This is a genomic window from Dermabacter sp. HMSC08H10 (assembly GCF_001807585.1).
Taxonomy (GTDB): domain Bacteria; phylum Actinomycetota; class Actinomycetes; order Actinomycetales; family Dermabacteraceae; genus Dermabacter; species Dermabacter hominis.
Genome location: NZ_KV789419.1, coordinates 77,986 through 85,856, shown reverse-complemented (window position 1 = coordinate 85,856; position 7,871 = coordinate 77,986). Strand labels below are relative to the sequence as shown.

6 protein-coding genes and 1 tRNA gene are annotated in these 7,871 nt (G+C 61.9%); 1 reads left to right on the top strand and 6 read right to left on the bottom strand.

Annotation, left to right across the window (positions count from 1 at the left end; all coding sequences use genetic code 11):
* Positions 1–138: 138 nt before the first annotated feature.
* The 6 genes from rbsK to HMPREF3176_RS02410 all read right to left on the bottom strand — a co-directional run bounded on the left by rbsK (position 139) and on the right by HMPREF3176_RS02410 (position 5,497).
* Positions 139–1,098, bottom strand: a complete 960-nt coding sequence (gene rbsK, locus HMPREF3176_RS02435; protein WP_070435413.1) for a ribokinase — start codon at positions 1,096–1,098, stop codon at positions 139–141.
* Positions 1,095–2,147 carry an aldose 1-epimerase family protein gene (locus HMPREF3176_RS02430; RefSeq protein WP_070457896.1) on the bottom strand — a complete coding sequence of 351 codons (1,053 nt, stop codon included), beginning with the start codon at positions 2,145–2,147 and terminating at the stop codon, positions 1,095–1,097. Before HMPREF3176_RS02430 ends, rbsK begins: the two co-directional genes overlap by 4 nt.
* Positions 2,144–3,535, bottom strand: coding sequence for an L-fucose:H+ symporter permease (gene fucP / locus HMPREF3176_RS02425; protein ID WP_016663708.1), 1,392 nt, complete (start codon positions 3,533–3,535; stop codon positions 2,144–2,146). The genes HMPREF3176_RS02430 and fucP overlap by 4 nt, the downstream gene beginning before the upstream one ends.
* Before the next feature lie 32 nt (positions 3,536–3,567).
* Positions 3,568–4,221, bottom strand: a complete 654-nt coding sequence (gene deoC / locus HMPREF3176_RS02420; protein ID WP_070435414.1) for a deoxyribose-phosphate aldolase — start codon at positions 4,219–4,221, stop codon at positions 3,568–3,570.
* An 82-nt stretch (positions 4,222–4,303) separates the two neighbouring features.
* Positions 4,304–5,305, bottom strand: a complete 1,002-nt coding sequence (locus tag HMPREF3176_RS02415; RefSeq protein ID WP_016663706.1) for a sugar-binding transcriptional regulator — start codon at positions 5,303–5,305, stop codon at positions 4,304–4,306.
* Positions 5,306–5,406: 101 nt separating this feature from the next.
* Positions 5,407–5,497: transfer RNA gene (locus tag HMPREF3176_RS02410), tRNA-Ser, on the bottom strand.
* A 185-nt stretch (positions 5,498–5,682) separates the two neighbouring features.
* Here HMPREF3176_RS02410 and HMPREF3176_RS02405 point away from each other — a divergent pair.
* On the top strand, positions 5,683–7,866 hold the full coding sequence (locus HMPREF3176_RS02405; protein ID WP_070457894.1) for a S9 family peptidase: 2,184 nt from the start codon (positions 5,683–5,685) through the stop codon (positions 7,864–7,866).
* Positions 7,867–7,871 lie beyond the last annotated feature (5 nt).

Genomic DNA, 7,871 nt, shown 5'->3' with positions numbered 1-7,871 from the left:
AACTCGTGGCCCACACCATAAAACAACCCAAAAAGCCGCTCATTTGACTCGGTTTTAGGGCCTTAGGTCACATAAAAGACGGGGACTACGAGCCGGCCGCCCGTAGTCCCCGCGGGTTTACGAAGGGGTTCTTCGTCGCTACGCCTTCTTCTCGTTGGCCGCGCCCGGAAGGTTCACCTCGGCGATGTCACTTGCCAGGCGGCCACGGAAGTCCTCCCCCGTGGCGTAGGACGTCTGAGTGCCGTGCCGCGTCACGGAGTCGGAGGCATACAGGCGCGCCATGCGCATGGCATATTCGATGTCTCCGGTTTCAACCCAGTAGTGGGAGAAGCACCCGATGAATGCATCACCCGCACCCGTGGTGTCGACTGCACCAACCGCACGCCCGTCAACGTAGGTCGAGCCGCCCTCGTGCACCCACACGGCACCCTTTCGGCCGAGGGTCACGATCACGTTGCGAATACCGACGTTGAGGAGCACCTGAGCAGCCTTCAGCACATCGTCCATGTCGTCGACGGGCATACCTGACAGGAGCGAAAGCTCCGTTTCGTTCGGCACGACGAACTCGGCCCCACGGATCTTGTCGAGGCGCAGCTCGGGGGATGCCGGTGCGGGGTTGACGAGAACGGGGATTCCGAGTTCGTTACCGAGCTCGATCGTGGAGTACACGGTCTCCAGCTCGATCTCGAGCTGAAGCATGATGAGGCTGCACTTCGCAATTTCCTCGCGTGCATTCTCCACGTCTTGCGGGGTCAGGTGCGCGTTCGCCCCTTTGACGATGATGATCGAGTTTTTCGAATCAGGATCAACGAAGATTGGGGCCACGCCACTCGTCGCCTCGGTCGTGAGCACGTGGGTGGTGTCGATGCCGTTGTCCTGGAAATTCCGGATCGTGTTCTCGGCAAAGATGTCGTTGCCGACCCTCGTCACCATGGTGACGTTCGAGCCGAGCCGCGAGCACGCAACGGCTTGATTGGCACCTTTACCGCCGCACCCCATTGTGAAGTTCGGGGCTTCGACGGTTTCGCCCTCGGCAGGCATGCGGTCGATGTACGAGATGAGGTCAACCATGTTCGACCCCACGACAGCGATGCTCACGACAGTTCTCCTTCGTCAAGTGTTTCGTTCTCGGCAAGTAGCCCGGTCCTCACGCAGAATTCGCGCGTTTGTCCGGCTTCCAGTTGGATGAGCGTCCCCTGGGCCTGTGCCGCCTTGAAGCCTTCCGGGCGAGACGTGCCGGGGAGCACGAAGGCGGCGACCTTCTGATCAGGATTATGGAGGATCCACCGCGTGGCCGTGGAAAACTCCTCGCTCGAAAATTCCGTCGCGAACCGAGGCCCGGAGGGCAATGCCAGTTCGCAGTACACACGTTCGCCGTATTGCGCGAGGTCGTCAGCGAAGTACACGATCTCTGGATCGAAGGCTTCGGCGCCGTGCAAGGAGTCTGCGTCGACGTCCCCTCGCGTGATGCTGGCGTTAATGGCCTCCCATGCCGGGCTCGGTGTCACGTGTGCGGGAACCGTGGACCTCAGCTTGAAGGCGCCCTCGGGGAGGTTTTGCGACATCTGCCCCTCCGGCACGAAGGCGTAGTTCATGTGGCACATGTACTGGAGAGGCATCGGTTGGTACGCAGACAGGTTCGTGACAGCCATGCCGATGTCGAAGATCGCGCTGTCCTTTCGCAGTGTCACGCGAGGCTCCGCCCGGTAGTGATGCCCAAAACCTTTGACGTATTCGCCGACGGAGACGAGCGAGAGAGCGTCGTCGTCAATGTCCAGGCGGGCACTCGCCATCGGCAGGCACGGGAATTCTCCGTGCAGCGGATGGTCGTCCTCGGGGCTCGGGCACCCGTTAGCGAGCAGGCCGGAGTGGAAAGCGAAGCACCCGTAGGTGTCCACGATCTCGCGTGCCGGCATGGGCTGCTCGAACATGTTGGTCATCGTGAGGTCGATGCCGTCGAACTCGGCTCCCCAGATGATCTGGCCCATGAACGGCAGGATCTCCAGCGAGCCTCGCGAGTTTCGAAGGGTGATGGAGGCGATGCCGTTCGGGTAGCGGAATGCTTCTACGGTGAACGACTCGTTCGCGCAGAGGGTGTGCGGACTCTGCGGAAACTGCGCCTCGCTGAGCGGGATTGTCAGGGTCATTTCGTTGCCTCCGTCGTGAGCGATTCCTTGTGGGAAGACCTGTACTGCGCAACAAAGTAGATGAAGATCGCGAGGAAGCACACGAAGTTCACGATGAAGCTGAAGCGCATCGAGCCCGTCGAATCGGAAATGAAGCCCTGGACGACGGGAATGACCGCGCCGCCGATGATCGACATGACGATGATGGCGCCGCCCGTTTCGGTGAAGCGCTTGTCTTTGATCGTGTCGAGGTTACGTGCGTAGATCGTTGCCCAGCCCGGACCGAGGAGTGCGGAGGCGACGATCGCCGCGTAGACGCTCGTGAAGTTCGGCGCGAGAACGATGTAGAGGATCGTGATCATGCCGAGGCCCGAGTAGATGAGCAGCACGACGTCCTCGTTAATCTTGGTCATGAGAACGTTGGCGATGATCTTGCCGATGAAGAAGGCGATAAACGTGGCGATCAAATAGTTCGCGGCGGTCTTCTCATTGAGCGAGTGGTCGAGATTGAGCGCGAGTCGAATCGTAAACGACCACAGAGCGGTCTGCATGCCAACGTAGAAGAACTGGGTGATGATGCCGCCGATGAACATCTTGTTCTTCACCAGGTAGGCGAGTGTTTCGCCGATGGAAGCTTCGGCCTCTTTCGCGTCGCTATTGAGCGGTTTGCAGTGCGGGTACTGCGTGATCGCAATAAGCACGACGAGGACGACGAGGATCGCGAGGATGATCTTGTAGGGGCCGAGGGTTCGACCGAGTGCGGCTTCGGTGATCTCCATACGCGCGGCTTCGGAGCCTGCGGCGGCGATGCGGTTGTGGAGAGCATCTCCGTCTTCAAAGACGAGGAACTTGCCCATGACGGCGCCCGACAGGAACCCCAGCGCGGTGAAGGTCTGGGAGATGTTCAGGCGAAGCGTCGCGTGTTTTCTATCGCCGATGAGCGAGGAATAGGTGTTGGCGGACGTCTCCAGGAAGGAAAGGCCGATGGCGATCGCGAACAGCGAGGCAAGGAACACGGTGTATGTCGCCATCGTCGACGCGGGGAAGAAGAGCATGCAACCCGCGATGTACACCGTGAGGCCGATGAGGAGGCCGGTCTTGTACGAGGTGCGTCGAATGACGCGAGAAGCGGGAATCGCGATGACAAAGTAGCCGCCGTAGAACGCCGACTGCACGAATGCCGAGGCAACGTCCGAAAGGTCGAAGACGGCTTTGAATTGCGTGATCAGGATGTCGTTCATGCTTGCCGCGGCGCCCCACATGGGGAAGCAGATCGACAGCAGAATGAATTGGAAGATTGGGGTTTTCGTCAGATACCCGTCGCGCAGCTGTCGGGTCGGATCTTTGATGAGCCCCCAGCTCGTGTTAGGAATCCCCTGGTCGACGTTTGTCGTCTGTGGTGAAGTCATCGGTGACCTCCTCTTTCGTCAATTGTGGTGTGTTAGTTGCCCTGCGCGGTCAGGAGAGCGGCGCCTGCGGAGGATCCGATGCGTGTTGCGCCCGCGGCGACCATCGCGTCGAGGTCTGCCGCTGTGCGAATGCCGCCTGAGGCCTTGACGCCCATGTCGGGTCCGACGGTCTCGCGCATGAGTTGAACCGCGTGGGTGGTTGCTCCCCCGCCCGCGAATCCCGTTGAGGTCTTGACGAAGTCGGCGCCGGCAGCGCGCGCGGCGGTGCACGCCGCGACGATCTCGTCGTCCTCGAGGACGCATGTTTCAAGGATGACTTTGACGATTCGCCCCTGAGCCGCCTCGACGACTGCGCGAATGTCGTTCTCGACCGCGGCCCAGTCGTGGGCTTTTGCGGATGCGAGGTTCATGACCATGTCGATCTCGTCAGCCCCGTCGTCGACTGCGGTGCGAGTTTCGTAGGCCTTCACGGCGCTCGTGTGAGCGCCCGAGGGGAAGCCAACGACTGTGCACACGTGCACGTCACTCCCCTCGACCAGGCTCGCTGCTTGTGCAACGTAGGTGGGGCTCACGCATACCGAATAGAAGCGGTTATCGCGCGCATCGCGGCAGAGAGCCTCGATTTCGTCAGGCGTTGCCGTGGGGGCCAGGAGAGTGTGGTCCACAATCTGGTTCGGTGTAGTCATGCTCACTCCTTTGTGTGAAGAGAGCACTAGGTTAGGGACGCGCGCGCACCGTTCGGGAGGCTGAATTGGCACATTTGTGCCATTAAGGCTCGGCGATTGGCGAATCTGCGCGGGTTCGCTGACGGTCCTCGCTCATGCGCACAAGATCGTGTGCCGTGTCGACGTCGGTCACGAGGTGGTTCGCGTACCTGTTGGCGAGGATCGCATCCATGGCGGCAACCTTGTCAGGCCCACAGGCCACGAGGACTTTCTGCTCGACGTTGCGGAGCGTTGCTAGCGGGAGACCCGAGGTTCGCTGATTGACGATCGGCTCGCATATCCGCGCATCGGCATCGATGAAGTGGCCGCATATGTGCCCAACGGACGTGCACTCGATCCGCGCACGTTCGTCTTCACTCAGCGTGTCCGGCTGGCGCGCCATGAGTGCGTGCGCGCTGCTGGTGCTAAACACGGTGATGCGGCACGCGTTCTGGGCGGCGCGCACCGCCCTCGCCTCGGGGGTGCGCTCACTCTCGAGCTTGTCACTGAGGCTCGAGTAAATGTGCGGGGTGCGCGCGGCCACGGTCTCCCACCCGAGCTCCCGTTCAATGTGCTCGCGGGCGGATTCCCACGCCGCGAGGTCGTGCGCCGAATCGTCGCTGCCGTTGAGCCCCACGATTCTCACGCCCCGGGTTGCCGTGCGCCGGAACCCGCGCGCAACTTCGCACGTCGTCTGCGACCACCACATCCCGAGAGTGTCGGAGACCTGCACGAGCCCTTCGAGGAGTTCGGCACCCGCGACACCGAGTGCATGGCGTTTATCCATGGGACCGCGGCCCACCGGCACCACGAGGCGCAGGCTCGAGAGATCGTAGGCGGCGTTGAGCGCTCCGTACAGTTCCGTGTCCATTTCCCTTGGATCTCGAATCACCGTACGAACGAGCCCCTTGCGTCGGGCAGTCGAGAGAAGCTTCGACACGGTCGCGCGATTAACGAAAAGACGCTCGGCGACTTCGGCTTGCGAAAGTCCCGAATAGTAGAGCTTGGCCGCATCGAGGGCGAGTCGATCCCTCACGGTCAAACCGTGACGATCGGTTCTGGCCATTTCTCGCCACCTCGTTGTCGCGCACGAGCCGCCGCTCGCACTCCGGGCCGGAAGAACAAACGAGCCGCAACCCCAAGGCTTGAGGCTACGGCTCGTTTTCGTGGCGGTAGCGGCGGGATTTGAACCCGCGGTACGGGGTTGCCGTACACAACATTTCGAGTGTTGCACCTTCGGCCGCTCGGACACGCTACCGCGAAACACTTTACCGATTCGTCGCCTGGCGTCAAAGTTGAGGCTACCTGGTGGGAGGCAGGTCACGTGACAGGCGGGAGAAACGACTCGCGAAGCGGACACCGAAGGAGCACGAGCGCAAGGCCCTCGGTACGCAGCTCGGAACGCGCAGGTCCGACGGCTGAGGCCCCTATAAGGTTGTGCCTATGACTGACAACACTTTCATGAAGCCGCCGGTACCGGCGAAGAAGCCCATCGAGCGCACGCATCACGGCGACACGGTCGTCGATAACTTTGACTGGCTGCGCGACAAGGAAAACCAGGAGGTCCTCGACCATCTGAACGCCGAAAACGCCTACGCTGATCAGATCCTCGAGCCGCTTCACCCGCTCCGCGATCAGATCGTCGCGGAGATCAAGAACCACACGCAGGAGACCGATAGCTCGGTTCCGTTTCGCGATGGGGACTACTGGTACATCTCGCGCACGCGAGAGGGCGACAACTACCCGCGCTTTAGCCGCATCGCCCTCGCGGATAGCCCCGAGCGTCCCGTCATCGATGCCGAAAACGACGAACTGCTTCCCGGCGAGCACGTGTATCTCGATGCACAAGCACTCTCGGAGGGCACGGAGTTTTTCCAGCTCGGCGGCATCACCCTCAACGACGAATCGAACCGCCTCGCCTACAGCGTGGATACTTCTGGCGGCGAGGTGTATGCGCTTCGCATCGTGGACCTCGCTTCGGGCGACGTGATCGACGATTCCGTCAAGGACGTTGCCTACGGTCTCGCGTTCTCCCTCGACGGCTCGGAAATCGTCTACGCCAAGAATGATGAAGCCTGGCGTCAGTGTGAAATCTGGGTCCACGAGATTGGCAAGCCAGCGTCGGAAGACCGCCTTCTTTTCCGCGAGGACGACGAGAAATTCACCACCTACGCGGGCGCGAGCCGCAACCGCAAGGCTCTCATCATCGAGACGGCCTCACGCGTCACCGGCGAGGCCCTCGTGACCTCCCTTGAAAGCCCGATTCAGGAACCGCGCTCGGTCGCGGGTCGCGTCGAAGGCGTCGAGTACTCGGTCGAGCACGCGGACGATCACTACCTCGTCATTCACAACCGCGACCACAAGGGCTTCGCGCTTGCGCGCCAGGAGCTCGACGCGAGCGGCGCCGAGGCGCAAGAAACCTGGCGCGAGATCCTCGCCCCCGCAGAGGGCGAGCGCATCGAGGGGGCCGACGCTTTCGAGAGCCACGTGGCGATCACGATGCGCGCAGCGGGTCTCCCGACCGTCCGTGTACTGCAGCGCGATCAGGTGAGCGGCGATCAAAGTGCCGAGAGCAGCACGGGTTGGGACACTGCCTCCGCTTTTGACATTTCGCACGGCGGCGAACTCGATGCCGTCTACCTCGCGCACAATCGCAATTGGGACGAGGAGACGATCCGCTACACGCTCGACTCGATGCTCACGCCTACGACCGTCGCGCAGATTCCCGCATCGGGTGGCGAACCGGAGATCCTCAAGGAAACCCCTGTACCGAACTTCGATCGCACGAAGTACGTAGAAAAGCGCCTGTGGGCGACGGCCCACGACGGCACGAAGATCCCGATCTCGCTCATGGCACGCGCCGATATTGAGCCCGACGGCACGAACCCCGGTTTCCTTTACGGCTACGGAAGCTACGAAGTCCCCACGGATCCGATGCTTTCGGTGTATTGGCTGAGCCTCATGGACCGCGGCGTTGTTGTCGCGATCGCGCACATTCGCGGCGGAGGCGAGATGGGCCGCGAGTGGTACGAGAACGGCAAGAAGCTCGCGAAGAAGAACACGTTCAGTGACTTTGTGGAATCGGCGCAGTTCCTCGCGAGCGAAGGCTGGTTCGACAAGAACCGCATCGCAGCAAATGGCGGAAGCGCGGGCGGCCTGCTCATGGGCGCGGTCGCGAACCTCTCCCCCGAAACGTTCCGCGTGATCGTCGCAGGCGTGCCGTTCGTCGATGCGCTCACGACGATCCTCGACCCGAGCCTCCCGCTCACCGTCGGCGAGTGGGAAGAATGGGGCAACCCGCTCGAGGATCCCGAGGTGTATCAGTACATGAAGGAGTACACGCCGTACGAGAACATCCAGGGCGTGCAGTACCCGGCGATCCTCGCGACGACGAGCCTCAATGACATCCGCGTGTTTTATGTCGAGCCCGCGAAGTGGGTTGCGCGCCTTCGCGAGGAAACCCGCAACTACGAGGGCGGAGAGGCGATTCCCGCGCGCCCGATCCTCTTCAAGTGCGAGATGGTCGCCGGCCACGGCGGGCGCTCGGGGCGCTACGCCAAGTGGGAGCAGCGCGCCGAAGAGTACGCCTTCCTGCTCGATCAGCTCGGGGCGACCGAACTGATCTAACGCCC